This window comes from Novosphingobium aureum (assembly GCF_015865035.1).
Taxonomy (GTDB): domain Bacteria; phylum Pseudomonadota; class Alphaproteobacteria; order Sphingomonadales; family Sphingomonadaceae; genus Novosphingobium; species Novosphingobium aureum.
Genome location: NZ_JADZGI010000003.1, coordinates 142,072 through 165,434, shown reverse-complemented (window position 1 = coordinate 165,434; position 23,363 = coordinate 142,072). Strand labels below are relative to the sequence as shown.

The 23,363-nt window shown below is 65.8% G+C and carries 25 protein-coding genes; 11 read left to right on the top strand and 14 right to left on the bottom strand.

Features of this window, described 5'->3' with window-relative positions; translation table 11 throughout:
- Nucleotides 1–39: 39 nt before the first annotated feature.
- The 3 genes from I5E68_RS16320 to I5E68_RS16310 are packed head-to-tail and all read right to left on the bottom strand — an operon-like array spanning nucleotide 40 to nucleotide 2,842.
- Nucleotides 40–1,248 carry an acyl-CoA dehydrogenase family protein gene (locus I5E68_RS16320; protein WP_197165986.1) on the bottom strand — a complete coding sequence of 403 codons (1,209 nt, stop codon included), beginning with the start codon at nucleotides 1,246–1,248 and terminating at the stop codon, nucleotides 40–42.
- An 8-nt stretch (nucleotides 1,249–1,256) separates the two neighbouring features.
- Nucleotides 1,257–2,417: a thiolase family protein gene (locus I5E68_RS16315; protein WP_197165985.1), complete on the bottom strand. Its 1,161-nt coding sequence runs from the start codon at nucleotides 2,415–2,417 to the stop codon at nucleotides 1,257–1,259.
- Nucleotides 2,414–2,842: a Zn-ribbon domain-containing OB-fold protein gene (locus I5E68_RS16310; RefSeq protein ID WP_370463782.1), complete on the bottom strand. Its 429-nt coding sequence runs from the start codon at nucleotides 2,840–2,842 to the stop codon at nucleotides 2,414–2,416. The genes I5E68_RS16315 and I5E68_RS16310 overlap by 4 nt, the downstream gene beginning before the upstream one ends.
- A 102-nt stretch (nucleotides 2,843–2,944) precedes the next feature.
- Here I5E68_RS16310 and I5E68_RS16305 point away from each other — a divergent pair, with 102 nt between their 5' ends.
- Nucleotides 2,945–4,573, top strand: coding sequence for a GMC family oxidoreductase (locus I5E68_RS16305; protein WP_197165984.1), 1,629 nt, complete (start codon nucleotides 2,945–2,947; stop codon nucleotides 4,571–4,573).
- A gap of 52 nt (nucleotides 4,574–4,625) precedes the next feature.
- On the opposite strand, the gene I5E68_RS16300 is transcribed toward I5E68_RS16305, so the two are convergent.
- Nucleotides 4,626–5,399 (bottom strand): helix-turn-helix transcriptional regulator, encoded by a 774-nt coding sequence (locus I5E68_RS16300; RefSeq protein WP_197165983.1) that lies wholly within the window; start codon nucleotides 5,397–5,399, stop codon nucleotides 4,626–4,628.
- Between the two features lie 150 nt (nucleotides 5,400–5,549).
- Here I5E68_RS16300 and I5E68_RS16295 point away from each other — a divergent pair, with 150 nt between their 5' ends.
- Nucleotides 5,550–6,668 (top strand): acyl-CoA dehydrogenase family protein, encoded by a 1,119-nt coding sequence (locus tag I5E68_RS16295; RefSeq protein WP_197165981.1) that lies wholly within the window; start codon nucleotides 5,550–5,552, stop codon nucleotides 6,666–6,668.
- 189 nt (nucleotides 6,669–6,857) lie between these two features.
- On the opposite strand, the gene I5E68_RS16290 is transcribed toward I5E68_RS16295, so the two are convergent.
- Together I5E68_RS16290 and I5E68_RS16285 are read right to left on the bottom strand one after the other, a co-directional pair.
- The gene (locus I5E68_RS16290; protein WP_197165979.1) at nucleotides 6,858–7,673 is read right to left on the bottom strand and encodes a ThuA domain-containing protein; all 816 of its coding nucleotides are present in this window, start codon (nucleotides 7,671–7,673) and stop codon (nucleotides 6,858–6,860) included.
- Nucleotides 7,670–9,118 carry an aromatic ring-hydroxylating oxygenase subunit alpha gene (locus I5E68_RS16285; RefSeq protein WP_197165976.1) on the bottom strand — a complete coding sequence of 483 codons (1,449 nt, stop codon included), beginning with the start codon at nucleotides 9,116–9,118 and terminating at the stop codon, nucleotides 7,670–7,672. Before I5E68_RS16285 ends, I5E68_RS16290 begins: the two co-directional genes overlap by 4 nt.
- A gap of 146 nt (nucleotides 9,119–9,264) precedes the next feature.
- Here I5E68_RS16285 and I5E68_RS16280 point away from each other — a divergent pair, with 146 nt between their 5' ends.
- Genes I5E68_RS16280 through I5E68_RS16265 form a run of 4 tightly spaced genes read left to right on the top strand, consistent with a single transcriptional unit; the run spans nucleotide 9,265 to nucleotide 12,202 of the window.
- Entirely contained in the window at nucleotides 9,265–10,044 is a 780-nt protein-coding gene (locus I5E68_RS16280) for an SDR family NAD(P)-dependent oxidoreductase (protein ID WP_197165974.1), read from the top strand.
- 4 nt (nucleotides 10,045–10,048) lie between these two features.
- Complete coding sequence (locus I5E68_RS16275) at nucleotides 10,049–10,867, top strand: SDR family NAD(P)-dependent oxidoreductase (protein ID WP_197165972.1); 819 nt, start codon at nucleotides 10,049–10,051, stop codon at nucleotides 10,865–10,867.
- A 28-nt stretch (nucleotides 10,868–10,895) separates the two neighbouring features.
- Nucleotides 10,896–11,675: an SDR family oxidoreductase gene (locus tag I5E68_RS16270; protein WP_197165969.1), complete on the top strand. Its 780-nt coding sequence runs from the start codon at nucleotides 10,896–10,898 to the stop codon at nucleotides 11,673–11,675.
- 23 nt (nucleotides 11,676–11,698) lie between these two features.
- Nucleotides 11,699–12,202: a VOC family protein gene (locus I5E68_RS16265; RefSeq protein ID WP_197165967.1), complete on the top strand. Its 504-nt coding sequence runs from the start codon at nucleotides 11,699–11,701 to the stop codon at nucleotides 12,200–12,202.
- A gap of 52 nt (nucleotides 12,203–12,254) precedes the next feature.
- Here the strand turns inward: I5E68_RS16265 and I5E68_RS16260 are convergent, their stop codons facing one another.
- Complete coding sequence (locus tag I5E68_RS16260; RefSeq protein WP_197165965.1) at nucleotides 12,255–13,040, bottom strand: glucose 1-dehydrogenase; 786 nt, start codon at nucleotides 13,038–13,040, stop codon at nucleotides 12,255–12,257.
- Nucleotides 13,041–13,177: 137 nt separating this feature from the next.
- Between I5E68_RS16260 and I5E68_RS16255 the strand changes: the two genes are divergently transcribed.
- On the top strand, nucleotides 13,178–13,552 hold the full coding sequence (locus I5E68_RS16255; RefSeq protein WP_197165963.1) for a putative quinol monooxygenase: 375 nt from the start codon (nucleotides 13,178–13,180) through the stop codon (nucleotides 13,550–13,552).
- A gap of 8 nt (nucleotides 13,553–13,560) precedes the next feature.
- Here I5E68_RS16255 and I5E68_RS16250 read toward each other — a convergent pair whose 3' ends face one another.
- The 3 genes from I5E68_RS16250 to I5E68_RS16240 all read right to left on the bottom strand — a co-directional run bounded on the left by I5E68_RS16250 (nucleotide 13,561) and on the right by I5E68_RS16240 (nucleotide 16,029).
- A complete protein-coding gene (locus I5E68_RS16250) occupies nucleotides 13,561–13,980 on the bottom strand; it encodes a nuclear transport factor 2 family protein (protein WP_197165961.1) in 420 nt (139 codons plus the stop codon).
- A gap of 103 nt (nucleotides 13,981–14,083) precedes the next feature.
- On the bottom strand, nucleotides 14,084–14,677 hold the full coding sequence (locus tag I5E68_RS16245) for a VOC family protein (protein ID WP_228727281.1): 594 nt from the start codon (nucleotides 14,675–14,677) through the stop codon (nucleotides 14,084–14,086).
- Nucleotides 14,678–14,691: 14 nt separating this feature from the next.
- Complete coding sequence (locus tag I5E68_RS16240) at nucleotides 14,692–16,029, bottom strand: aromatic ring-hydroxylating oxygenase subunit alpha (RefSeq protein ID WP_197165958.1); 1,338 nt, start codon at nucleotides 16,027–16,029, stop codon at nucleotides 14,692–14,694.
- Between the two features lie 317 nt (nucleotides 16,030–16,346).
- Here I5E68_RS16240 and I5E68_RS16235 point away from each other — a divergent pair, with 317 nt between their 5' ends.
- The 3 genes from I5E68_RS16235 (at nucleotide 16,347) to I5E68_RS16225 (ending at nucleotide 18,321) form a co-directional block, all read left to right on the top strand.
- Complete coding sequence (locus I5E68_RS16235) at nucleotides 16,347–17,024, top strand: TetR/AcrR family transcriptional regulator (RefSeq protein WP_197165956.1); 678 nt, start codon at nucleotides 16,347–16,349, stop codon at nucleotides 17,022–17,024.
- 156 nt (nucleotides 17,025–17,180) lie between these two features.
- A complete protein-coding gene (locus I5E68_RS16230) occupies nucleotides 17,181–17,867 on the top strand; it encodes an SDR family NAD(P)-dependent oxidoreductase (protein WP_197165954.1) in 687 nt (228 codons plus the stop codon).
- Between the two features lie 13 nt (nucleotides 17,868–17,880).
- On the top strand, nucleotides 17,881–18,321 hold the full coding sequence (locus I5E68_RS16225) for a nuclear transport factor 2 family protein (RefSeq protein WP_197165952.1): 441 nt from the start codon (nucleotides 17,881–17,883) through the stop codon (nucleotides 18,319–18,321).
- Here the strand turns inward: I5E68_RS16225 and I5E68_RS16220 are convergent.
- From I5E68_RS16220 to I5E68_RS16210, 3 genes are read right to left on the bottom strand one after another with little or no spacing between them, the layout of a single operon-like run.
- Nucleotides 18,305–18,673: an EthD domain-containing protein gene (locus tag I5E68_RS16220; protein ID WP_197165950.1), complete on the bottom strand. Its 369-nt coding sequence runs from the start codon at nucleotides 18,671–18,673 to the stop codon at nucleotides 18,305–18,307. The two genes, I5E68_RS16225 and I5E68_RS16220, sit on opposite strands and share 17 nt — an antisense overlap.
- Complete coding sequence (locus I5E68_RS16215; protein ID WP_228727280.1) at nucleotides 18,670–19,506, bottom strand: sugar phosphate isomerase/epimerase family protein; 837 nt, start codon at nucleotides 19,504–19,506, stop codon at nucleotides 18,670–18,672. The genes I5E68_RS16220 and I5E68_RS16215 overlap by 4 nt, the downstream gene beginning before the upstream one ends.
- A gap of 13 nt (nucleotides 19,507–19,519) precedes the next feature.
- On the bottom strand, nucleotides 19,520–20,722 hold the full coding sequence (locus I5E68_RS16210) for an aromatic ring-hydroxylating oxygenase subunit alpha (RefSeq protein WP_228727279.1): 1,203 nt from the start codon (nucleotides 20,720–20,722) through the stop codon (nucleotides 19,520–19,522).
- 115 nt (nucleotides 20,723–20,837) lie between these two features.
- On the opposite strand from I5E68_RS16210, the gene I5E68_RS16205 reads away from it, so the two are divergent.
- Complete coding sequence (locus I5E68_RS16205) at nucleotides 20,838–22,487, top strand: AMP-binding protein (RefSeq protein ID WP_197165940.1); 1,650 nt, start codon at nucleotides 20,838–20,840, stop codon at nucleotides 22,485–22,487.
- A 56-nt stretch (nucleotides 22,488–22,543) separates the two neighbouring features.
- Here I5E68_RS16205 and I5E68_RS16200 read toward each other — a convergent pair whose 3' ends face one another.
- Nucleotides 22,544–23,353, bottom strand: a complete 810-nt coding sequence (locus I5E68_RS16200; RefSeq protein WP_197165932.1) for an SDR family NAD(P)-dependent oxidoreductase — start codon at nucleotides 23,351–23,353, stop codon at nucleotides 22,544–22,546.
- Between the last annotated feature and the right edge of the window lie 10 nt (nucleotides 23,354–23,363).

Below are 23,363 nucleotides of genomic sequence, written 5' to 3'. Positions count from 1 at the left end.
TCCGTTGAAGCGGTTTGCGCGATGGTGCGCCGAACGCCGTCACAGGCCAAGCACGGACTTGGCGATGATCGTGTTCTGGATCTCGTTGGTGCCCCCGAAGATGGTCCAGGCGCGGCTGTTGAGGTAGCGCGCCGAGGCGATCTGGGCGCCCTTGTCGTGCACCGGCTGCGGCGCGTCGGGACCGTAGAGCGGGCGCGTCGTCTCGAGCTGAAGCCCGGCCACGCCGAACAGGTCGACCGAGATCAGGTCGAGTTCCTGGCGCAGGTTCGAGGCGAGCAGCTTGGTCAGCGAGGTCTGCGGGCCCGGCTTGCGGCCCTTGGCGATCTCGGAGATGATCTTGAGCTCGATCATCTCGAGCGCATCGACCTGGAGGCGTGCCTTGGCGATGCGGCGGCGCCACTGCGGATCGTCGGCCAGCTTGCCGCCACGCCCGTCGCTCTCGCGCTGCGAGACCGCCTCGATCTGGTCGAGATCGTAGCACAGCTTGGGCGCGTGGCACGAACCGCCGCGCTCGTTCTCGAGCAGGAACTTGGCGATGGTCCAGCCCTGCCCCTCGCCGCCGACGAGGTTTTCCGCCGGGACGATCACGTCCTCGAGGAACACCTGGTTGACCTCGTGGTCACCGGCATTGGTGAGGATCGGGCGCACCGATACGCCCGGGCTCGACAAGTCGATCAGCAGGAACGAAATGCCGGCCTGCTTCTTCACCTCGGTATTGGTGCGGACCAGCGTGAACATCCAGTTCGCGTGGTGGGCATGGGTGGTCCAGATCTTCGATCCGTTGACCCGGTAGCTGTCGCCCTCGAGGACCGCGCGGGTCTTGAGGCTGGCGAGGTCGGAACCCGCGCCCGGCTCGGAGAAGCCCTGGCACCAGTAGTCCTCGCCCGACAGGATGCGCGGCAGGTAATGCGCCTTCTGCTCGTCCGACCCGAAGTTCCACAGGACCGGTGCGAGCAGCTTGAGGCCGAGCACGGTCAGGTTCGGCGCACCGGCAGAGGCGCACTCCTTCTCGAACAGGTAGCGCTGGAGCGGGGTCCAGCCCGTACCGCCATGTTCAGCAGGCCACTGGTAGCCCAGCCAGCCCTTCTCGTTGAGGACCGCGTTCCAGGCCTGCCCGATCTCGGGCTCGACGAAGACCGAGGGGGTCGCAGCAGCGCCGGCCTTCACTTCGGCAGGCAGGCTCTCGCGCAGGAAGGCGCGGACCATGTCGCGGAAGGCTGCGTCGTCGGGGGAAAGTTCGATGTCCATATGCGTTCTTATCGTTCCAGAATGGTCACGGCCGACACGCCGGGGGCACCGTAGACGTGGCTATAGGCCGTCTTCGGATTTCCGGGGACCTGGCGTCCCCCCGCATCCCCGCGCAGCTGCACGACGTTCTCGTAGACTTGCCTCAGGCCCGAGGCGCCGATCGGCTCGCCGCAGGCAAGGCAGCCGCCATCGGTATTGACCGGAAGCGCGCCACCGATCTCGGTGCGCCCTTCGGCCAGCCAGCGCTCCTGCTCACCATCGGCGCAAAAGCCGTTCTCGGCCATATGCATGATCTCCGCACCGGCCTCGGTATCCTGCAGCTGGGCGAGCGCGATGTCCTCGGGACCGATCCCGGCAAGCCTGAAAGCATCGGCCGAGGCAATCCGCGATGCCGTCCCGCGCGGGCCGCTGTCATTCTCGACGACGTCGACCATCGGCGCGAAGACCTCGAAGCTGTGCGGCGGGCGCGTGCGCATCGTCGCGGCCTTGAGCCGGATCAGCGGCTTGCCCAGTTCGCGCGCCTTCTTCTCGCTGGCGAGGATCAGCGCGACGCCGCCTTCTGCCGGAGAGCAGAACATGAACTTGGAATAAGGGTCGGAGACCATGGGCGCCTCGAGGATGTCCTCGAGCGCGACCGGGCTGCGGCGCCAGGCATGGGGCGCGTGGACCGCGTTGCGGAAGGCCTTCTCGGCGACCATGCCCAGCGACTTTCGCGAGATGCCGAACATGGCCATGTAGCGCATGATCTTGGCCGCAAAGAACTGGGTGGTGACCATGTAGCCGGCATCGCCGTACCACTCGGGCAGGTTGTATTCGCTGGGCAGCGCGTTGAACGCGCCGCGCGGGTGCTTGTCGAAGCCCACCGCGAGACCGAGGTCGAACTCGCCCGACTTGATCGCCATCTGCGCGCTGAACAGCGCCGAGCCACCCGCCGCGCAGCCGTTGCGCACGTTGATGAACTGCATGCCGGTCAGGCCGAGGCGGTCGACCATGGTGTCGGGATTGCCCGCGGAATCGGAACTGCCGTAGGCAAACTGGACGTCGGGCCAGGCGATCCCGGCGTCGGCCAGCGCGGCACGCACGGCGTTGACCCCCTGGTCCACGCCAGAAACGCCGTCGGTGCGCCCGAAGGGATGGATGCCGATACCGACGATGCATACGTCGCTCATGCTGCCTCTCCTGCCGGAACGTAGGCGGGGATCATCACGCCCTCGGGCGCTGCGGGATCGAGCGGGGCGGGCTTGAAGCTGACCTTCATGCCGATGCGCACGTCCTCGAAGGCGACGTCGACGAGACGCGCCTCGACGATGACCTCGCCGGGCAGCTCGACATAGGCGACGATCCAGGGTTCGAACGCCTCGGGGCCCGCATAGGGCGGGGTCTTGGGACGGAAGCGCTGCACGGTATAGGACCACAAGGTGCCCTCGCTCGACAGCGCCACCGGCTCGTGGCTCTCGCCCTCGGGGCACGGGAAGACGATGCGCCCTGACTGACGGTCACGGCCGCCGACGAGGCGCGGCGGAACATCTTGAGTGAAAAGCCTTTCGGCGATCGCGTGCATCTTGCTCCCAATCCGATACTGGCGTTCGGTCATTGCCCCTCATGTACGCCCACCCAAGCCACTATTGTGACTCATCAAAACGCTAGGGTGGCCTTTGTGCCAGCCCGTGCGAGGCATGTCGGCGGGAGAAAGAACATGCCTGACACCTGGGATTACATCATTGTCGGCGGTGGATCCGCCGGTTGCGTCATGGCCGAGCGGCTGAGTGCGGACGGACGTTCGCGCGTGCTGCTGCTCGAGGCGGGCGGCGAGAACGACAGCTTCTGGGTGACCTTGCCCAAGGGCGTCGCCAAGCTGGTCAAGAAGCCCGAGCACATGTGGGCCTACCCGGTCGCGCAGCCGCGCGAGGAAGGCGCCAACGCCTCTGGCGGCGAGGTCTGGATCCGCGGCAAGGGCCTGGGCGGCTCGTCCTCGATCAACGGCATGATCTGGAGCCGCGGCGAGCCTGCGGACTACGACGCCTGGGAGCGCGACGCAGGCGCGACCGGCTGGAACGGCGAGAGCATGACGCGCGCCTTTCTCGAACTGGAAGACCATGCCGCAGGTCCGTCGGCCATGCGCGGCAGCGGCGGCCTCGTTCGCGTGAATCCGGCCTGCTATACCTATCCGCTCGCCGAGAAGATGATCGAATCGGGCGAGTCGATCGGGCTCAGGCGCGTCGACGATCTCAACGGCACGCCCGGCCCGCGCGTCGGCCTGTTCAGCCACAACATCCGCAAGGGCAAGCGCGACTCCTCGGCACGCACCTACCTCGCCGCCGCGCGCAAGCGACCCAACATGACGGTTAAGACCGGGGTCCTCGCGCAGCGCGTGGTCTTCGAGGGCAAGCGCGCGAGCGGGGTCGAGACACTGGTCGATGGCAAGTCGCGCTTCTTCGCCTGCTCGGGCGAGGTGATTGTGTGCGCAGGCGCGATGGAAAGCCCGCTCTTGCTGCAAAGGTCGGGCATCGGCCGCGCCGAGAAGCTGCGCGCGGCGGGAATCGAGCCGCTGGTCGACCTGCCCGACGTAGGCGAACGCATGATCGAGCATCTCTCGCTCTCGATCCCCTATCGCCTCGCCCGTGGCAAGGGCACCAACAAGAGCTTCTTCGGCCTCGGCGCGGTCATGGCCATGGCGCGCTACCTGCTGCGCCACGACGGGATCATGGCGACCGGGCCGTTCGAGGTCGGCGCCTTCTGCAACGTCGCGCACCCCGACGGGCGCACCGACGCGCAGTTCTATCTGGGCGGCTACACCTTCAAGGTCGGCGACGACAACGATCCGGTCCCGCTCGACAAGATCGACCCCAAGCCGGGCGTCACCGTCTACGGCCAGCTGCTACGCCTCACCAGCGAGAGCACGGTACATATTGGAGGCCCGAATGCGGGCGATGCGCCCGATATCCGCCACAACTTCCTGACCACCGAGCACGACCGCAAGTCGGCCATCGCGCTGGTGCGCAAGATGCGCGAGTTCATCGCCGCCCCGCCACTGGGGCCGATGATGGGGCCCGAACTTGTCCCCGGTCTGGAATGCGAGAGCGACGAGGACATCCTCGCGATGTTCCGCCGCCTGTCGAGTTGCGGGCTTCACGCGATCGGCTCGTGCCGCATGGGCTCGGACCCTGAGGCCGTCGTCGATCCGCGCCTCAGGGTCAACGGGGTCGAGGGGCTGCGCGTCGCGGACTGCTCGATCATGCCCGGTCACGTCACCGGCAATACCAATGCCCCGGCAATGGCGGTCGGCCTGCGCGCAGCAGCGCTGGTGCTGGAAGATCGTCCCTGAGGCTGCAAGCCAGCAGGGTGCAAGCCGGCGCGGGGCATCGCCCCGCGCAGCTTCAGCGGTGCAGCGAGATGTAACCCAGCTGTGCGGCCTTGAAGACCGTCTGGCTGCGGTTGACCGCGTTGAGCTTGGTCGCGGCGTTGTGGATGTGGAAGCGCACCGTGGCACGGCTGCGCGACATGATCATGCTGATTTCAAGGTCGGTCTTGCCGATCGCGGCCCAGCGCAGGCACTCGACCTCGCGCTTGGACAGGCGCGATTCAGGCGGCAGCGCCTGGGTCGAGCCCATGACCTGCACATACGTCGCGATGAAAGTGCGTGCATAGAGGCCGAGCGCATCGGAAAGTTCGAGGAACTCCGCCGAAAGGTCGGTCTTCTCCTTGTCGAGCGGATTGAAGCTGACCGCGCCGATCTGGCCGAAAGGCAAGTGGACCGGCACCGCGATCGCTGCGCGGGTCATGGCGCGCTGCTCGAAATTGGCGATGTCGATGGAATCGAGGTAGGCGTTGGGCTCGCGCGTGCGGAAACCCTCGGCATTGGCCCAGAAAGGCTGGCCCTCGAAGCGGCAGGCCGAGGTCAGCGGCGAATCGAGCGCAATACGCGAATTGCGCCACCACACCCGGTCGTCATCCCCCCAGCCAAACACCTCGGTCGCGAGGATATTGCCCTCGGCATCGACCGGAGTACGCTTGTCGGCGATGTCGTGGGCAGGCGCTGCGCGCATCCCGTGATCGAGCGCGATCTGGTTCAGGGCCTCGGCAGCCGAGCGGATGTTGTCCTGCGACGTGACCCGGACCGCATCGACCTTTTCTTGTAATAGCAATTGCATGATTGTCCTCTCTTGCAATCGTTGTAGTGCCCATGACCGGTCCGCACAATGACCGCAGACAGGCATTTTTTCCGAACACCCCTAGTCTTTTGCGCAGAGGAGGCGGTGCAGGCTCCCGTGTTAGTGCTTGCAGATCAACGGGAGTGGAACGTGAACTTCGATCTCAACGAAGACGAAGAAATGCTCAAGGCTCTGACCGAGCGCTTCGTCACCGATCATTATGACCACGACAGCCGCCGCGCCTTTCTCGCGCAGCCAAGTGGTTTCTCGACAAAGAACTGGGAGCTTCTGGGCGAGCTGGGTCTTATCGCGGCTCCGTTGCCGGAAGATTTCGGCGGGCTCGATCTCGATGCAACCGGCATTGCCACCGTATTCGAGGCGCTGGGCCGCGGGCTGGTGGTCGAACCGCTCGCCGAGATCGCCGTACTGGCCGGGCGGCTCTTCGCCGCGACCGCGCCCGAAGCGCTGGCGGGCGAATGGGCAGAGGCGCTGGCGACCGGCGAAAAGCGCCTCGTCCTTGCCCATGCCGAGACCGCCTCGCGCGATGACCGTCGCTGGGTAGAGACCAGCGCACGCGAAGCCGAGGGCGGCTATATCCTCGACGGCGAGAAGCCCTATTGCGTGGCCGGTGGCGGCGCCGACGGCTTCATCGTCAGCGCGCGGCTGTCCGGTGCACCGGGCGAAGTCGATGGGATCGGCCTGTTTCTCGTCACGCGCGACACTCCGGGACTTACCGTTAGGGAATGGCACCTGGCCGATGGCAGCGTGACCGCCTCGCTCACGCTCGATGGCGCGCGGATCGATGCCGGCCAGCGCCTTTCGGGCGGCTTCGCGCAACTCGCCGAGGCACAGACCTTCGCCAATCTCGCGCGCTGCGCCGAGGCGCTGGGCATCATGAGCCGCCTGTTCGACGAGACAATCGACTACTTGCGCACCCGCGATCAGTTCGGTGCGCCGCTCGGCTCGTTCCAGGCGATCCAGCACCGCATGGTCGCGCAGTACGCGGTGATCGAACAGAGCCGCAGCCTGCTCAACCTCGCGCTTGTCTCGTGGGGCGAGAGCGGGTTCACCAAGGCGGTCGAGGGCGCACGCGCGTTCATTTCCGAAGCTTCGGTGACGCTCGGCCACGAGATGATCCAGTTCCACGGCGGCATGGGCGTTACCGACGAACTCGCCGTAGGCGGCGGGCACAAGCGCCTGCTCGTACTCTCGCGCTGGCCCGACGGCCCTGCCGGCGCGCTCGACCGATATGCAGGCCTGGTCGACTAGACCGGGCCAGAAGCAACTCTCCCACCTTGCAAAGGGGCGGCCGGAGCAATCCGACCGCCCCCTTTTTTTCGGGCCCAGAGACTTCTGCACGCTAGCGTGACCAAAGAAAAACCGGCCTTCTCCTGCGCAGAGAAGGCCGGCTCTTAATCTTTCGCTCCATGCGGGCTCGTAAGCCTTGCGATTGCCGCGTCAGGCCTTTTCGCGCTGCTTGATCCAACCGATGCCACGGCGCAGCAGATCGTAGAAGACCGGCAGGTCCCATGCGCAGCGATCGACGGTGGGCCACCAGTCGAGCATCGGCTGCAGGTCATAGTGCCCGCGGCAGTGCCCGAGCGTATTGTAGAGCACCGCGCCGAGCCCGTGCTGCTTGATGTACATGACCGGGTGCGTACCCGGCGCATCGGCAGCCTCGACGAAGCCTGTCCCTTCCTCGCTGCACTCGGTCTCGAGCAGGACGTGCAGGTCGCCGTGGCGCTCCATGTGATAGAGCTCGTCGGTGGTGTCGAAGGGCTCGATCCCGCGCGTCAGTTCGTGATCGGGATCGGCGACCGTGACCGTGTAGGGCGCGATCGGCGGGTGGCTGACGAACTGCGTCCCGAGCAGGTCCATGAACAACGGTGCCCAGCGCGGCGCATCCCATAGCCCGGCGTCGGAGCCGTCCTCGAGCATGCGCAATACCGAGTTCGTACCGTGCAGCGCATACCAGCGCCCGCCCTTGCGCAACCAGTCGCGCAGCGCTTCCTGCGCCGGAAGCGAAGGCGTCACGTCGCAGGTGTAGCTGATCAGGATGTCGGCCTTGGCGATGGCCTCGATGTTCTCGTAGTCCTCGAACACGCGGGTACGCACGCTCTGGTCCTCGGCAAGAAGCTTGAGCAGCTCGAGCCGGGCGAAGTCCATGTCGTGCCACACCCCGCCGCAGACCAAAACGCAATCGATGCGCGGCGGGTGTTCGTCTTCCTTCACCGGGGGCGCAACCTCGCCCCCGTAAGCACCTTCTCCGCTCACGCCGCGCCACCCTTCGTGCCAAGGTCACCCTCGATGTACTTCACCATGGTGTCCTGGAACTGGCGGATGCGGATTTCCTGGTAGTTGCCGAGATTGACCTGCCCCGTCTTGGAGGCGTGCAGACCTTCCTGCACGTAAGGCAGGTTGTCCATGTCCTGCTCGAACACGTCGCCGAGAATGCCCAGTTCGGGCGCTTCGGTCCACTTCTGCTCGAGCGTCAGGAACTTGAGCGGCGCGCCGCGCGGGATGGGCTGGCCCTTGGGAATGCGCGCGAGGATGCGCACTTCCATCACGCAGGTATCCGGGGTCTTTCCGGGCAGCCAGTTGTAGACGATGTTTGGCATGTAGCCGCCCCAGGGCGCGAAGTTGGGGAACACGTTGTAGACCAGCGCATCGAGCAGCTCGGCGTCAGTGGCGTCCTCGTGGTCGTAGCCGGTGCTTTCGGTATAGGCCTTGCGCATCGCCGCACCCAGTGCCGCGCGCGCGCTCGTGCCCTCGGGCACGGTGATCGCCATCGGGTTGTCCTTGGCGGCATCCTCGTAGTTGTCGCCCGAACGGCCGTTGTAGAGGATGAACTGGTCGACGATCCACTGTTGGCCGCGCTCGCCATCGGGGCCCTTCTCGAGGTGCGGGCTCATCACGCCGAACGGCGTGAGGTTGACGTTCACGTTGTCGCCCCAGGTCCAGTAGGCGGCATTGGAATCGCCGGTGAAGGGCAGCAGCTGCGGGTGCGTGACGATGGTGTGCCAGGCCTCCATGAAGGCCTCCATCACGACCTTCCAGTTGGCCGGAACCTCCTTGGCGACACGCATCACGGTGGCGCATTCCTCGTGACGCCAGCGCTTGAAGTGCTCGGGCAGCGGCGCGAGGTATTCCTCGAGGGTGGGGCCGCCCTTCTCCTCGCGGATGAAGACGTAGCCCGCCCAGCGACCGACCTCGGCCTCGGGCAGGTCGAGGTTCTGCTCCTTGAGGTGCGGGAAGTCCCACTGGCACGGCATCGAATCGAAGCTCGCGTCCTTGTTCCAGGCGAAGCCGTGGAAGGGGCACACGAACTTGTCGGCGTGCCCGTCCTCGGTGCGCAGCTTGCGACCGCGGTGGAGGCAGACATTGTGGAAGGCCCGGATCGAGCCGTCATCCTGGCGCGAGACGAGGAAAGAGCGGCCCGCGTTCTCGTAGACGATGTAGTCGCCTTCCTCGGGGATGTCCTCCTCGCGGCAGGCGAACTGCCACACGTAGGGCCACATCTTCTCGCGCTCGAGCTTCGCGAATTCCTCGCTGGTGTAGCGCTCGGCGGGGATCGGGTCGGACCCGCGGAAGGTGTAGCTTTCCTCGGTCAGGATCGCCGGCGGTGTGCGCGAGTCCTGCTCCATGAGTTCGGCCCAGCTGATGCCTTCGCTGCGGTCTTCGCCCAGCTTGGCGGCGATTTCGGGGTCGCGTTCGGCCATGTCTCTCCATGCTCCCAAAAAGAATTCTGCCTGTTTGGTTCGTTTTCTGGACCCGCCCAAGGGGAAAGTCACCTTGCTCAAATCATAGGTTGTCCCGATTGCTCGATGGGCCATGTAGGACGACAAAGTGTAACTGGGAGAATGCTGTGAAACGCCTCGAAGGCAAGGTCGCGCTCGTCACCGGGGGAACCTCGGGTATCGGCGCAGGCACCGTCGAACGCATGTGCGCGGAAGGCGCGACGGTGATATTCACCGGCTCGAACGAGGCCGCCGCCAAGTCGATCTGCGATGCCACCGGCGCCGAGTTCGTCAAGCACAACGTCACCGATGCCGCTGCCTGGGACGGCCTCATGGCCCACATCCTCGAAAAGCATGGCAGGCTCGACGTTGCCTTTGCCAATGCCGGCACCGAAAACGGTGACGGTTCGATCGAGAGCATCACGATCGAGGGCTGGAACAACGTCATGGGGGTCAACCTCACCGGCGTCATGCTCACCGTCCAGCACGCGATGCGCGCGATGGCGAAGAACCCGGACGGGCCGACCGGCTCGATCATCGTCAACTCCTCGATGAACGCGCACCGCGCGATGGGCAATTTCGTCGCCTACTCGGTGTCGAAGTCGGCCGTCGTCGCGCTGGTCAAGTCCTCGGCGGTGCACGCGGGCAACCAGAAGTACGCGATCCGCGTCAATGCCGTGCTGCCCGGCGTCGTCGAGACCGCGATGATCGGCAACCTGATCGAGACCTCGCAGGACCCGGCTGCCACCCGCGCCGCCTACGAAGGCCTCTCGCCGATGGGCCGCATGGCGCAGGTTGACGAGGTCGCGGGCATGGTCGCCTGGCTCGCCTCGGACGAGACCCGCTTCTGCTCGGGCAGCGAATTCACCATGGACGGTGCCAGCACCGCCGGCATGAACGGGGTCTGAGACGATGGAACAGCTTGGATCGCAGCGCCTTGCCGGGCGCGTCGCCCTCGTTACCGGTGGCCTTCGCGGGATCGGTCTCGCCTGTGTCGAACGTTTCCTCGCCGAAGGCGCGGAGGTCGTGCTCACCGACCTCGATGCACCCGACAGCGAGCTTGCCACATCGACGCTGGACAGGCTCGGGCAGGCCGCCAGCTACGTCCAGGCCAACGTGACCAGCGAGGACGACTGGGCCGCCGCGCGCGATGCAGTGGCAGAGCGCCACGGCAAGCTGCACATCCTTGTCAACAATGCCGGCATCGACCTCACCGGTCCGGTCGCCGAGACCTCGCTCGAGGGCTGGCGGCGGATCATGAGCATCAACGTCGACGGCGTGTTCCTGGGCGTGCGCACTTTCGTGCCGCTGATGGCCGAGAGCGGCGCAGACGTCAAAGGCGGCTCCTCGATCATCAACGTCAGCTCGATCATGGGCCTCGTGGGCATGAGCGAGGTCTCCGGCTACAATGCGAGCAAGGGCGCGGTGCGCCTGTTCACCAAGTCGATCGCGCTCGAGTTCGCGGAAAAGAAGATGCCGCTGCGCGCCAACTCGCTGCACCCCGGTTTCGTCGTCACGCCGTTGCTCAAGGAAGGCTTCCAGCGCTGGGTAGACAGCGGCGTTGCCGAGAAAGCGCAGGATCTCGTCGACATGGTCTCGGCCAAGACCCCGATCGGGCGCCTTGCCGACCCGAGCGAGCTGGCCAGCGCGGTGTTCTTCCTCGCCAGCGCCGACAGCTCGTACATGACCGGCGCCGAACTGGTCGTCGATGGCGGCTGGACCGCGCAGTAAGCGTCCGAACCTACAAGGACACAGTTCCATGACTATCGCCCTTCCCGACACAATTGCGCTCGTCACCGGCGCTGCCGGCGGCATCGGCCGCGAGATCGTCAAGGCCATGAAGGCCGCCGGTGCCACCGTCATCGCCACCGATCTTCGCGAAGACGCCGAGATCGAGGGTGCCGATCACTACTGCAAGCACGACGTCACCAGCGAGGCTGACTGGCGCACGGTCGAGACGCTCGTTCGCGAGACCTACGGACGGCTCGACGTGCTGGTGAACAATGCCGGCTACTCGATCGTCACCAAGTTCGAGGAGACCGCGCTCTCCGAGTTCCACAAGGTCAACGCGATCAACGTCGACAGTGCGATCATCGGTGCGCAGGTCATGCTCGACATGCTCAAGGCGGGCGGCAAGGCGCGCAAGAGCGGGGCTTCTGTGGTGAACTTCTCGAGCGTGGGCGGGATCAACGGTGCCGCGTTCAATGCTGCCTACTGCGTGAGCAAGGCCGCGATCGGGATGCTCAGCAAGTGCCTTGGCGCAGAGTTCGCGGCGCTCGGCTACAACATCCGCGTCAACTCGGTGCATCCCGGCGGCATCAATACCCCGATGCTCAGCTCGATCATGCAGCGCTACGTCGATCTGGGGGCGGTACCCTCGGTCGATGCCGCCATCGCGGGGATGAACGTCTCGCACCCGATCGGTCGGCTCGGCGAACCCGAGGAAATGGCAGGCGGCGTGGTCTTCCTCGCCAGCGAGGCCTCGAGCTTCATGACCTGCGACCAGCTCGTGATGGACGGCGGTTTCACGCAGGTGTGAATCCGCGAGGAAAGGACGTGACCATGACCAGCCCACTGCCCGGCGTCATCGGCGTCCACCATATCGGGGTCTCGGTCCCCGACCTCGGCAAGGCGCGCCGCTTCTACATCGACATTCTGGGCGGTGTGGAAGAAGTCGCACCGCTAGAATGGGCCGACAATCCCTTTATCGACGCGGTGGTCGGCCTCGAGGGGAGCGCGGCGCGCCAGTTCTTCTGCCGCCTCGGCAACTGCCAGATCGAGGTCTTCGAATATGCAGCGCCGAAGCAGGCGCCGCAGGACCCTTCGCGCGGAGTCAACGAATACGGCTACACCCATTTCGCGATCCAGGTCGAGGACGTGGCCGCGGTTCACGAGCGCATCGTTGCAGCCGGGCTTCCCGTCCATACCCCGCCCGCGCTCGAGGCGATCAGCACCGACGCGGACGGGGTAAAGCACGGCTACACCGGCACCTATTGCCGCGATTTCTTCGGCAACGTCTTCGAAATCCTCGAGATCCATCAGCAGGACGAGATCCGCCCGATCTGATCCGGCTAATCTTATTCAGGATATCCCGTCCGCGCGGGTCGGGGTCAGAGTCCTAGAGCGAGGAACCACCGTCGAGCACGAACTCGGCGCCAGTGGCGAACGCGCTCTCGTCGCTGGCGAGGTAGAGGCACAGCGCCGCCACCTCCTCGGGCTGGCCGAGCCTGCCGACCGGATGCAGTGCTTCCCACTCGGCAAACAGCGCCTTGGCATCCTCGGCCTGGGCAAGGACCTTGTCGAGGATCGGGGTATGGATGACGCCCGGGTGCACCGAATTGCAGCGGATGCCATAGCCCTTGCGCGCATAGTGCAGCGCTGCCGACTTGGTCATGTGCGTGACCCCGGCCTTGGCGGCATTGTAGGCGGCGAGATAGTGCTCGGCGCGGATGCTGGCCATCGAGGCGATGTTGATCACCGAACCCCCGCGCCCCTTGGCCTGAGGCTCCTCACCGTTCGCGCGCATCAGCGGGACGACGTGCTTGCAACCCAGGAACGGGCCGAGCAGGTCGACGTCGAGCTCGTGCCGGAAGGCGTCCATGGTCAGGTCCTCGACCGAACCGTATGTGGTGATCCCGGCGCAGTTGACGAGCACGTCGAGCAGCCCGTGCGTCGACGCGACCTGTTCGAAGGCCGCGATCCATTGCGCCTCCTCGCGCACGTCGAGCATGACGAAGGACGCCGATGCGCCAATTCTGGCGACGAGTGCCTCGCCCGCTTCGCGGTCGATGTCGGCAACGACGACCGCCGCACCTTCGGCTGCGAAGCGCTCGACGATAGCCGCGCCCAGACCCGATGATCCGCCCGTGACCAGCGCCACCTTGCCCGCGATACGACCTGTCATTTTCTCGGTTCTCCCATGATTTCCATGCGGATATCTCCGCCACCTGGCCAACGCCGTCCCCTGCCAAAAGTGCCAGAGGTTTTCGCTCCCCTCGCTGCCTAGGCTCAGGAGAACCGATAATACGAGAGGATTCCCGCATGCGCATCATTGTGGCCGGATGGCTGATCTACGAAGGTGGCGCGCAAGGCGGTGAGGCGACCTGCCGCGACATCATCACCGGCGCTGCCGACCACATTGCATCGAGCCGCGGCGAGACCGGCTGCATCGCCTACAATTGGGCGATCGATCCGCTCGAACCGGGCAAGATCCACGTGTTCGAGGAGTGGGAAAGCGTCGAGCACCTGCTCGGCCACTTCCGCCATCCCTCCTACCTCGCGATGCGCGCCCATCTCGAGAAATGGACGATCACCGGCTTCGGCGTGCAGATCTACGCGGCGAGCGGCATCGAGCAGGTCTACGACGAGACCGGCTGGCCGCGCCGCGAGATCTTCGGGGTGAGCCTCCCGGACTGAGGCGCCGCTCAGCTCTCGAGTGGGATGAGGAAGTCCATCGTGTAACGCTTGGCCTTCCAGCCCGCCGGCGTCTTCACCACGTCAAAGTAATAGCGGCCATGGACAGTGATCCCGCCGCCCGCCTTGTACTTGCCCATGCCGATCACATAGGCGCGGATCGAGGCGGTCTCGCCGTCGTAGGCAGTGATCGCGAAGTTGGTCAGGTAGTGCGCATGGGCCGACATCGCCTCGAAGGTGTCGGTGAAGAAACCGCGGATCTGTTCATGCCCGACGAGGCTGGGAAAGCCGATCCCTGAGAGATCGAAAACCGCATCCTCGACGAAGACGTCGCAGATCGCGTCGAGGTCGTGGAGGCTGTCGACGGCATGGGCATAGGCGACCATGACGTCCTGGATGGCGAAACGGTCCTCGACCGGGCACTGGATCATATGTGCGAAATCCTCTCGTCTGTTCTCGTTGGGGGAAAAGACGCCCGGGGCCGGACGTGTTGCTGTCAGACAAAGCCAAGACGCAAGGGAGAGAGCGCGCCGGTCAGTCCTCGGCAGCCGGAAACCCCGGGCGGATGGGATCGGTGACACCGTCCCAGTCGTGCGCGGCAGCAGCCACGCGTTCGAAGAACTCGCCCTGAAGCGGATTTTCCTCGATAAGCTCGATCATGCAGCCGATGGCCGCGCTGGTATCGATATAGGCGAAGCGATAGCCGCCGAAGGTACCCTCGACCGCGGCGACGAAGCCCTGGTCGATATAGCTGGCGTGCACCGCGTCGTAGTCGCCGGTGTAGATCGCGAGATGGTGGAAGCCCTGAGCGCCCTTCGCGATGATGTCGCGGTAGGCAGAGGGGCCATCGTCGTGCTGCTGGACAAGCTCGATCTGGACCCCGCCCGACTGCGCGATCGCCACCGAGAAATCGATGCCCGAGGCCTTGGTGCCGCGATAGTCGAAGCTGTCGAGGCGAATGTGGGGCACGTGCAGGAACGGGCCGACGCCGGTCGTGCGGGTCCAGTTCGCACAGGCGGTCTCGATATCCTCGACCATCATCGCGATCTGCATGAAGTGCCGCCCCGGCACCCCCGCTGCGGGAGCGGCGATGCCGCGGGCAAGCTCGAGTTCGCTCGTTCCGGTCATCGCCGCTGCCTCCCTTACTGACCGGCTTCGGGCAGCTTGCCCGAGACGTAGTCGTCGAGCAGCTCGTGGAAGCGCTGGATGCGCTTTTCCTGGTTGGGCAGGTGGCAGCCCTTGAAGCCGCGCGAGTTGAGGCCCTGCTGCTGGCTGGTGCCGATCGAGAGGTCCTGATCGGCGACGAAGCCGAGCGAGACGCCATCGCCGTAGACCGAATGGCGCGCGACCTCGTCATGACGCAGAGGAACGCTGCCGATCGGGGTGACGACTTCTTTCATCCCCTCGACCGGGGGGTAGAGGCACCAGTGCTGGAAGATGCACTTCTCCGGATCGGTCGGATGCGGTTCGGTGCGCAGCACCTGCAGCTGTTCCGGGCTCATCGTCAGGGTGAGATTGGGGAACAGGGTGCAGTGGAAATAGTCGACCAGCTGCTGGTCGGTCATGTTCTCGTAATTGGTGAAGCCGCGCTCGGGTCCGAGCTTGCGCTTGGCCGCGACGATCGCCTCGCGCAGGTCGCCGGTGCGCCCGTTGAACTCGGCCGGATCGAGCCCCCAGGCCGCAGCCACCTCGTCGAGCGGGGCGGGCACCTCGGTCGTGTGATAGTCGGTGCGGGTGGTGGCCTGATGGCCCTTCATCCACATCGAGTTGTGGCCCGAGGGGTACATCTCGAACAGCGTGTCGGGCAGGCCGTCATTGATGAAGGTCGCCAGCTCGGGATGGATCGTGGGCAGGTGGTAGCTCTCGTTGAAGTTGTCGCGGATGATCTTCCAGTTGAATTCCGCATCGCACGAGAGCTTGAGCACGCGCACCCAGTTGTCGATGCCATAGCCCTTGAGGCGCTCGGGGAACGGCGCGAGCCACTCTTCGAGCGGGGCTACGTCATCGTCCATGCACCAGAACACGAAGGGGCCCCAGGTCTCGCAGCGCAGTTCGCTCAGGTGGATCTTGCCGCAGGGGTTGCCGCCCTCGAAATCGTCGGGGTCCTGCACCTTGGAAAGCGTACCGTCGAGGTCGTAGGTCCAGCTGTGGTACGAGCACACGATGCGCGGAACACTGGCTTCCTCGCCGAGCACGAGGCGGTTACCGCGGTGCGGGCAGGTGTTGTAGAACGCCTTGATGCTCTCGTCTTCCTGGCGCACCAGGATCACAGACTCCTTGCCGAAATCGTGACGCACGATGTCGCCCGGCTCTTCGAGCTCGGCGAGCAGCCCGCCCAGATGCCAGACCTTGGGCCACAGGTTCTTATTCTCCGCCTCCATGTACTCCTTGGAGATGTAGCGTTCGGCGGTGATCGGATCGCCGCGCACCGGCGGGTCGAATTCCTGCGAGTAGCGTGAAACCTTGGACTGGATGTTCATGGCGGGTTCCTTCTCAGAGCTTGGCGTGATGAGAGGCGTGCAGCGCCGTGCCGTGCTCGCGCATGGCAAGGGACCACTGGAAACGTGACGCGTGAACGGCCTTCATCCGTCAGCTCCTCTCCTCTCGACCGGCACCCGCAGGTTATTCCGCGGTATGCCCCGGCGTGTCCTGTGAGCACGCAATCTGGTCGTTTTCCGGTCGGATCTCGATAAACCGACTCTTCTGCCGGTTTTTATGATACACCATTCGCAGCCGGCCTACCTGCATATTTGGCTAGGTAGCGAAAACGTAGGCCGGGCTCGACGATGGAGGCATGATGGCCAGCGAACCGATCGAGATCACCGAGCGCGTACTTGCCGCCCTCAATCCCGCGCATGCGGCCGAGCTGCCGGCCAAGTGGCAGCAGCGCAAGAGTGCGCTGATGCGCGACCAGCTGGTGCTCGCCGCGGTCGATTGCCTCGTCGAAGGCGGCTATCCCGGGCTTACCACCAGCGCCGTCGCGGCGCGCAGCGGGGTCTCGCGCGGGGCGATGCACCACCACTTCCAGACTCGCATGGAACTGGTCGGCGCCGTGGTCGAGCACGTCGTCTACCACCGCATGCGCACCTTCCTCGAGGACTACTTCACCGCGATCGAGGCGCATGGCGGCGAGCCGCTGATCGAACTGGCCTGCGACGCGCACTGGCGCTCGGTCCAGACGCGCGACTATGCCGCATGGCTCGAACTGGCGGTGGCCGCACGCACCGACGGCGAACTTGCCGCGATCTTCGATCCCGCCGCCCGACGCTACGACGCGGTCTGGTCGAGCGAGATGATCGAGGCGTTCCCCCAGTGGCAGGATCACTGGGACCTGCTCAAGCTCGCGCACGACTTCACCAGCGCGATGCACATGGGCATGCTCCTGCACGCGCCGATCTTCGGCGAGGGCGAACGCATGGAACGCCTGCGCGCCTTTTCCGCGCGCACCATGCAGCAGCTCTACGAGACTCGTTGAACCCAGGCTCAGCCGGGCGTTCTCTCACAAAGGACAGGTGCCCTCCCCTGCCCGGCTCCACCAGACTTGTCCCAAACGAGAATCGAGCGGGCGAGCCGATAGCTGACACGCAGCCTTCGTCATCCCCGCCGAGAGGACCTGAAGGAAAGGAATTTCATGGCAACCGTGGCAATCACCGGGGCCGGGCGCGGCATCGCGCTCGAACTGGCCAGGCAGCACCTCGCCGCTGGCGACCACGTCTTCGCGCTGGTGCGCAATCCTGCCAAGGCGGACGATCTCGCCGCCCTCGCGGCAGGTTCGGGCGGCAAGCTCACCGTGCACGAGATGGACGTCGGCAAGGACGCCTCGGTCGCGAGCGGCGCGGCGTCGACCGGCGATGAGCCCATCGACATCCTCTACAACGTCGCCGGGGTCACGGGCGAGACCCGCGCCCAACTCGACAGCGTCGACTGGAAGGACTTCGACGAGACCGTCGAGATCATGCTCAAGGGCCCCTTGCGCGTGCTCGTCGCCTTCCTCCCGCGCCTGCGCGACGGCAGCAAGGTGATCAACTTCTCTAGCCAGCTCGCCGCCTCGACCTGGCCCTACGGCGGCTTCTATCCCTATGTCGCGACCAAGGCGGGGCTCAACCGCATGATGCGTTCGGTCGCCATCGACCTGAAGGAGCGCGGCATCGTCGTCGGCGTGATCCACCCCGGCTACGTCCAGACCGACATGGGCGGCCCCGACGCCGAGATCACCCCGCAGGACAGCGCCGCACAGATCATCGAGCTCGCCAAGGGCTGGAAGCTCGAGGACACCGGCAACTTCTACAAGTGGAACGGCGAAGAGCACGCCTGGTAAGGAGAGCAGCACGATGCCATTCACCGGACCGGTCGAAGACCGTCTCGCCATCCGCGAACTGATGGACACCCACGCCCATGGCGTGCTCACCAAGGACCCCGAGCTGTGGGGCTCGATCTGGGCCGAGGATGCCTTCTGGGACCTGCCCGAATACCCGGACCTGGGCGGTTTCACCGGCAAGAAGGCCATCGTCGAGGCCTGGACCGAATCGATGAAGAACTACGGGCTCGAGGACATGAGCCTGCCGATGATCTACTTCATGCAGCCCGGCTCGATCGAGATCGAGGGCAACAGCGCGAAGACGGTGGCCTACACCATCGAGATCTTCGACGATCCCACCAACGGCAAGCGTACCCACACCACCGGGCGCTACGACGACGAGTTGGAAAAGCGCGAGGGCAAGTGGCTGTTCACGCGCCGCGCCTACCGCTCGATCCTCAACGAGCGCAGCTGAGCGGCGCCAGTTTCGACACGCTCTCGCACACGCAGTAAGTGCGGATGCGGGAGCGGTCGAACAGCTTTTCCTCGTCCTCGACGATCATCGCCAGGGTCTGTGGTTCGCCGATCGCGGTGAAGCAGGCATCGCGCGTCGCAGCATCGGGAAAGTCGATCTCGAGCACGACGTCGTAGTCCATCGGCAGGTCCACGCCGTCGCTTGGCGTGAGGTATCGGCGCAGGTAGCGCGTCGCATAGCCGTCCAGCACGCGCTCGCCGATGCGGCGATGATGCTCCTCGTAATAGGCGCGGAAAGCGTCGCGGCTCATCCCCTCGCGCCGCTTGAGCAGGGTCACGACGGTGACCGTCATGCCGAAACCCGGTGCGCGCCCGCCAGCCAGTTACGGGTCGCGGCCAGAACCGCCGCCGCCCGCGCAGCAGGTTCGCGATAGCCATCGCGCAGGGCCTTGCTGCGCAGCTCCACCGAGAGCGGGATGCCCGCAGGCAGCGCATCGAGGAAAGCCGTCAGGTCCAGCGCTCCCTCCCCGCACTGTTCGCGCAGGTCGATCGCATCGGTGATCACCGCGTCGAAATCCGCCGGGTCGGGCCGCTCGGCACGCGCATCGCAGATCTGCGCATAGGGCAGCAGCGCCCGGTCCACCTCAGCCAGCGCGGCCCATGTGGTACCCGAGCGGTCGAGATGGATCGGGTCGGCCAGCAGCGCGCGCAAGGAGTGCCCTACCCGCTCGAGGATGCCGAGCGCCTGCGCCAGCGACTTGACCTCTGTAAAGATACCGAACTCGAGCGCGACGCGTATGCCCGAACCTTCGGCATGGGCACATAGTGCGCCAAGCTGCGCCACCGCCTCGCCCTCGTCGGGGTGCGAGGAGACGCACAGCACGTTGGCCGCGCCCAGCTCCGCCCCGACGTCGATCACGCGGCGATGGTCGTCGAGCCGGGTGTCGGGCCTGATCCAGATGACCTCGACGTCGAGCACCGGCATGCCCGTGCGTTCGAGCGCGGCGCGGGTGTCGCGCGTCGTCTGCGCGCTCCACTGCGCCGGATCGACCCACAGGCCGACCGCGTCGAAACCGGCCGCGTGGCCGGCCTCGATCACGTCGACGGCGCCGAATTCGGGCAGGACGCCCGAGGCGAGCGAGATGCGGTTCACCGTGGCCCCGCTCTCCATGCTCCCGCCCACCATTGGCGCGCCCACCTTACATCTTCGGTTCGGGGGCGGAGGCGTCGTCCTCGAGGTACCAGTTGAGCCACTCGTGGAAGTACTGGTTGCCGCGCTCGTTGCGACCGAACACGAGGTCGTCGTGCGCGCCCGATTCCAGACCCTTCTGGATCTGCAGGCCGATCACGTAGTCTTCCTCGTAGGTCACGTCGCGGAAGAAGTTCATCGCCCCTTCCACCGCCTCGCGGTCGGCCTCGTCCTTGATCGGCTCGCGGCGCAGGTAGTTGAGCACTGTGCGGTTCTTGTCGGGCGTCGGCCCGGGGAACAGCTGCGCCACCTGCGTGATCTCGGGCGCGACGAAGATCGAGACGTTGGGGAAGAAGATGCGCACGAAATCGTAGCCCTTGTTCTCCTGCTCGCCCCACTTCTCGCGCGGCACGTCCTTCAATTGCTCGGCGATCGAGTGCTGCGGGAAACCGATGCGGATGTTCGGGCCGAAGCCTTCATAGTGCGCGGTGTTCGACGGGGTGCGCGGGAAGATCGTCTCGGGGTGCAGCGACTTGAAGTGGTAGCCCTCGAGATAGCCGTCGAAGGCGATCTTCCAGTTGGCACCCTCGATCGTGCGGTTGCCCAGATACGTCCAGTTGGCAAAGTCGAGCGCCTCGAAGTCCTCGAGGAAGCCTTGGAAATAGGTATCGAGGTTCATGGGCGCATTGGGCGTGAGGCACACGAAGATCATGCCGCCGCGTTCCTCGCAAGGCAGCGCGCGCAGGCCCATGCCAGCCTTGTCGACATCGCCGAAAGTGCTCGATTCGGAAATCCCGATGAGGCGGCCGTCGCTGCCGTAAGTCCACGAATGGTACTTGCAGGTGAAGCGCGAACAGTTGCCCTTGCCCTCTGCCACGGGCGCGCCGCGGTGCGAGCAGACATTGAGGAAGGCGTGGACCTTGCCCTGCTTGTCCCGATTGATGAGGACCGGCATGCCGACCGCGTCCATCGTCTTGTAGTCGCCGGGATTGGGCAGTTCCGAGGTGAAGCCGAGCATCAGCGGCACCCGCTTGAACACCAGCTCGATCTCGGCGGTGTACTGGTCGATGTCGGTGTAGGTGCTCGTCTTTACCTTGAGCGGCTTTTCCGTCTGGAAGGTCTTCTTGTTCTCGACGTAATCGAGCATGATCTCGGCGACGTCGCCGACCTGCTTGATGCGTTCCACGCTACTCTCCCGGCTTATGCTGGCCATCGAGACTGACGATCCGCGCCGCTCGCGGCAAGCTGCCCAAGATGCTAGGTGCGCCATGACGGCTTGGCACTTTTGACAGGTGCCCTTGCCGCGCGAAACGAGGCACTGAAGAGACATGATGGAGAGGAAAAGCCCGCCCTGGGCATGGCTCGAGATACCCCCGCAGCACCTGGCGCACTATGCCGGAGCGGGCGTATGGGACCCACGCACGATCGCCCGGCAGGCCGCGGACCTTGCCGAGGCCGATCCCGATTTCATCGCGCTCGTCGACGGCGAGACGACGCTGACCCGCGCGCAGGTGATCGCGGATGCCGAGGCGCTGAGCGTGGCGCTCCATGCACGCGGCCTGCGCCCCGGCGACGTGGTCGCCTTCCAGGTGCCCAACTGGGGCGAGGCGATGGTCATCAACCTCGCCGCCGCGATGTCCGGCCTCGTCGTCAATCCGATCGTCCCGATCTACCGCGACCACGAAGTCTCGCAGATGCTCGGCGACTGCGGCGCGCGCGCCTTCTTCGTCGCCAGCAGCTTTCGCAAGTTCGACTACGCGGCGATGGCCGCACGCATCCAGGCCGACCTGCCCGGTCTCGAGCACGTCTTCACCGTGCGCGGCGAAGGGGATCGCGACTATGCCGCGCTCGTCGCGGAAGGGCGCGGCAAGGCCTTCGCCTGGCCCGAGGTCGACCCCCATGGCGTCAAGATGGTGCTCTATACCTCGGGCACCACCGGGCGCCCCAAGGGCGTGCTTCACTCGCACGTCTCGATCGCGCGCATCCTGCGCGAAAGCGGGGCCTACTGGGGCCTCGAAGCGGGCGAGGCGACGCTGATGCCATCGCCCGTCACGCACGTTTCGGGCTATGCCAACGGGCTCGAGGCCCCGTTCATCTGCGGCACGCGCACGGTCCTGATGGAAAGCTGGAATGCGCAGGATGCCCTCGCGCTGATCGAGCGCCACGGCCTTGTCGGCACGGTCGCCGCGACGCCGTTCCTGGTCGAGCTGGCCAATGCCGCGCGCGAGGCAGGCAACCCGCTTCCCTCGCTGCGCTTCTTCGCCTGCGGCGGCGCGGCGGTACCCTCGGACCTGATCCCGGGCGCCAATGCCGCCTTCGCCAACTGCAAGGCGTTCCGCGTCTTCGGCGCCTCGGAAGTGCCGCTGGTGACCTTCGGCTGGCCGCGCGACGAGGCCCTCGCCGCGACCACCGACGGCGCCATCGTCGACTACGACGTGCGCATCGTCGACAACGACGATATCGACGTGCCCGATGGCCAGGAGGGCGAGATCCTCGCGCGCGGTCCCGGCATGCTGCTGGGCTATGCCGACGAGCAGCAGACCCGCGAGGCGCTGACCAGCGACGGCTATTTCCGCACCGGCGACCTTGGCGTGCGCAGCGCGCAAGGGGCGCTCACCATCACCGGTCGCAAGAAGGACCTCATCATCCGGGGCGGCGAGAACATCTCGGCCAAGGAGATCGAGGACGTGCTCCACAACCACCCGCGCATCCGCGAGGCCGCGGTCGTGGCAATGCCGCACGAGCGTCTCGGCGAAGGCGTGTGCGCTTACGTGATCCTAGAGGATTCGACCGATCCCGCGGTCAGCGCGCAGGAGCTGGCGAGCCACGTGATGAGCAGCGGCCTCGCCAAGCAGAAAACGCCCGAGCGCTTCGAATTCCGCACCGATTTCCCGCGCACGGCCTCGGGCAAGGTGCGCAAGGATCTGCTGCGCTCCGAGATCAAGGCGCTGGTCGCCGAGATCGCGAAGGCAGGCTGAAGCTGCGCGGCGGTCCGGGCCGATCCCGGGACGCCGCGCCGCCTGGTTACGCAGGCCTAGGAGGCGCCCCCTGTCGCTTCGGCGATGGCGGCCTCGATCTCGACCTTCATCGGGTTGCGCCGCAAGGTCAGTCCACCGTTCACCTGCAGGTTCTCGCCGGTCATGAAGCACTCGTCGCTGGCGACGAAGACGGCGGCGGCAGCAATGTCGTCGCTGGTGCCGATGCGGCCCAGCGGATAGCCCTTGAGGAAAGCCTCCTCGAGCCCGGGCGCGGTCATCGCCTGTGCCGTCATCGGCGTCTCGGTCAGCCCCGGCGAGATAGAGTTGGCGCGCACGCCCTCGGCGCCGAACTCGTGCGCGATGCAGCGGATCACGTGATCGGCCCCGGCCTTGGTGCCCATGTAGGCGGCGTGGTCGTTGAGCATGATCGTTGCGGTCGCAGAACTGATCTGGATGATCGAGCCGCCGCGCCCGCCTGCAGAGCGCGCCATCTTGCGCAGCATCGCCTGGTAGAAATGGAAAGGCCCCACGTACTGCAGCATGGTCATCGCCATGAGCTCCTCGTGCGTGGTCTCGAGGAAGGGCTTGAGCAGGCCCCAGCCCGTCGCATTGATCGCGACGTCGATCCCGCCGAGCTTTTCGGCTGCCGCGTCGGCAAGCGCGCTGACGCTCGCCTCCTCGGTCAGGTCACAGGTCGCAAAGGCGCATCCGGTCTCGTTCGCGAAGGCCTCGAGCACCTCGGCCTTGCGGCCGGAGACGAGCACCTGCGCCCCTTCGGCGAGAAACCGCCGGGCGATGTGCTGGCCCATGTTGTCGGGGCTGCTCGCGCCCAGGATGACCGCCCGCTTGCCCTGCAATCGCGTCATGTCGCTCTCC

What these genes read in the sequence shown, in the direction of transcription:
- I5E68_RS16320 (WP_197165986.1), bottom strand. Translation starts at nt 1,248, where the DNA reads ATGGACATCGAACTTTCCCCCGACGACGCAGCCTTCCGCGACATGGTC.
- I5E68_RS16315 (WP_197165985.1), bottom strand. Translation starts at nt 2,417, where the DNA reads ATGAGCGACGTATGCATCGTCGGTATCGGCATCCATCCCTTCGGGCGC.
- I5E68_RS16310 (WP_370463782.1), bottom strand. Translation starts at nt 2,842, where the DNA reads ATGACCGAACGCCAGTATCGGATTGGGAGCAAGATGCACGCGATCGCC.
- I5E68_RS16305 (WP_197165984.1), top strand. Translation starts at nt 2,945, where the DNA reads ATGCCTGACACCTGGGATTACATCATTGTCGGCGGTGGATCCGCCGGT.
- I5E68_RS16300 (WP_197165983.1), bottom strand. Translation starts at nt 5,399, where the DNA reads ATGCAATTGCTATTACAAGAAAAGGTCGATGCGGTCCGGGTCACGTCG.
- I5E68_RS16285 (WP_197165976.1), bottom strand. Translation starts at nt 9,118, where the DNA reads ATGGCCGAACGCGACCCCGAAATCGCCGCCAAGCTGGGCGAAGACCGC.
- I5E68_RS16275 (WP_197165972.1), top strand. Translation starts at nt 10,049, where the DNA reads ATGGAACAGCTTGGATCGCAGCGCCTTGCCGGGCGCGTCGCCCTCGTT.
- I5E68_RS16270 (WP_197165969.1), top strand. Translation starts at nt 10,896, where the DNA reads ATGACTATCGCCCTTCCCGACACAATTGCGCTCGTCACCGGCGCTGCC.
- I5E68_RS16265 (WP_197165967.1), top strand. Translation starts at nt 11,699, where the DNA reads ATGACCAGCCCACTGCCCGGCGTCATCGGCGTCCACCATATCGGGGTC.
- I5E68_RS16260 (WP_197165965.1), bottom strand. Translation starts at nt 13,040, where the DNA reads ATGACAGGTCGTATCGCGGGCAAGGTGGCGCTGGTCACGGGCGGATCA.
- I5E68_RS16255 (WP_197165963.1), top strand. Translation starts at nt 13,178, where the DNA reads ATGCGCATCATTGTGGCCGGATGGCTGATCTACGAAGGTGGCGCGCAA.
- I5E68_RS16250 (WP_197165961.1), bottom strand. Translation starts at nt 13,980, where the DNA reads ATGATCCAGTGCCCGGTCGAGGACCGTTTCGCCATCCAGGACGTCATG.
- I5E68_RS16245 (WP_228727281.1), bottom strand. Translation starts at nt 14,677, where the DNA reads ATGACCGGAACGAGCGAACTCGAGCTTGCCCGCGGCATCGCCGCTCCC.
- I5E68_RS16240 (WP_197165958.1), bottom strand. Translation starts at nt 16,029, where the DNA reads ATGAACATCCAGTCCAAGGTTTCACGCTACTCGCAGGAATTCGACCCG.
- I5E68_RS16235 (WP_197165956.1), top strand. Translation starts at nt 16,347, where the DNA reads ATGGCCAGCGAACCGATCGAGATCACCGAGCGCGTACTTGCCGCCCTC.
- I5E68_RS16230 (WP_197165954.1), top strand. Translation starts at nt 17,181, where the DNA reads ATGGCAACCGTGGCAATCACCGGGGCCGGGCGCGGCATCGCGCTCGAA.
- I5E68_RS16225 (WP_197165952.1), top strand. Translation starts at nt 17,881, where the DNA reads ATGCCATTCACCGGACCGGTCGAAGACCGTCTCGCCATCCGCGAACTG.
- I5E68_RS16220 (WP_197165950.1), bottom strand. Translation starts at nt 18,673, where the DNA reads ATGACGGTCACCGTCGTGACCCTGCTCAAGCGGCGCGAGGGGATGAGC.
- I5E68_RS16215 (WP_228727280.1), bottom strand. Translation starts at nt 19,506, where the DNA reads ATGGTGGGCGGGAGCATGGAGAGCGGGGCCACGGTGAACCGCATCTCG.
- I5E68_RS16210 (WP_228727279.1), bottom strand. Translation starts at nt 20,722, where the DNA reads ATGGCCAGCATAAGCCGGGAGAGTAGCGTGGAACGCATCAAGCAGGTC.
- I5E68_RS16205 (WP_197165940.1), top strand. Translation starts at nt 20,838, where the DNA reads ATGATGGAGAGGAAAAGCCCGCCCTGGGCATGGCTCGAGATACCCCCG.
- I5E68_RS16200 (WP_197165932.1), bottom strand. Translation starts at nt 23,353, where the DNA reads ATGACGCGATTGCAGGGCAAGCGGGCGGTCATCCTGGGCGCGAGCAGC.